Below are 810 nucleotides of genomic sequence, written 5' to 3' on the forward strand. Positions count from 1 at the left end.
AAGGATGACGACCGATGACTGATTTTCCTCGTGCCCCAGGAAAACGCTGGCCGTCCTGGATTAGGCCTCGATTGGCGTTCCACGGGGCACCCGTGGGCATTTTGATGCTTGATCGCATGCCGGGACCCGGCCTCCGTCCGTACATCCCTGGAGACGCCGGCAATGCCACCACGTGGAGCGTTCCCGTGCGCTATAAAACTGTACCGGGGCTCAACAATACCTGCATTTTCGGGGCGGATGGTGAGGAAAAAACATCCACTGTGATTGCGGCGGCGAAAGAACTCGTACGAGAGGGTGCGCGAGTGATTACTGCCGGATGCGGCTATTTCATCCGGTACCAGGAAGCGGTGCGCGCTGCGGTTGATGTGCCGGTGTTCCTGTCGAGCCTTGTCCTTACTCCGTTCCTTGAACAAGTGCTTCCCCAGGGCAAGGCACTTGGCGTAATCGTGGCAAGTAAGGCTGCACTGAGCCAAGATATGTTGAAAGCGGCTGGGGTGCGACCGGAAATCAGTGACAGGGTGGTTGTCTTTGGACTCGATGACGCTCCCGTATTTGCCGGCTTCTTCCTGGAGCCGTATGGTGACCTAGACGTGGAGGCAGTCCAGGCTGATGTGGTCAATGCAATCCTGACTCTGCAGAAGGATCGGCCGGATATCGGCATGCTCTTGCTCGAGTGTGGCGGGCTGGGACCATACGCGGCTGCGGTTCAAGAGGCGACTGACCTTCCCGTGTTTGATTATACCTCCATGGTTGAATTCTTCGTCGGTGGCCTAACACGCAAACCATTCACAGGACTCCTCTGATAACGGG

At 57.3% G+C, this 810-nt stretch carries 1 protein-coding gene; it reads left to right on the forward strand.

What is annotated here, in order from left to right:
* Positions 1-14: 14 nt before the first annotated feature.
* Complete coding sequence (locus tag H0241_RS35285; protein WP_181062294.1) at positions 15-803, forward strand: aspartate/glutamate racemase family protein; 789 nt, start codon at positions 15-17, stop codon at positions 801-803.
* The last annotated feature ends 7 nt before the right edge of the window (positions 804-810 follow it).

Origin of the sequence: Mesorhizobium neociceri (assembly GCF_013520985.1) — a bacterium.
Lineage (GTDB): Bacteria > Pseudomonadota > Alphaproteobacteria > Rhizobiales > Rhizobiaceae > Mesorhizobium > Mesorhizobium neociceri.

Coding starts and splice junctions, on each gene's coding strand:
- H0241_RS35285 (WP_181062294.1), top strand. CDS start 15: ATGACTGATTTTCCTCGTGCCCCAGGAAAACGCTGGCCGTCCTGGATT.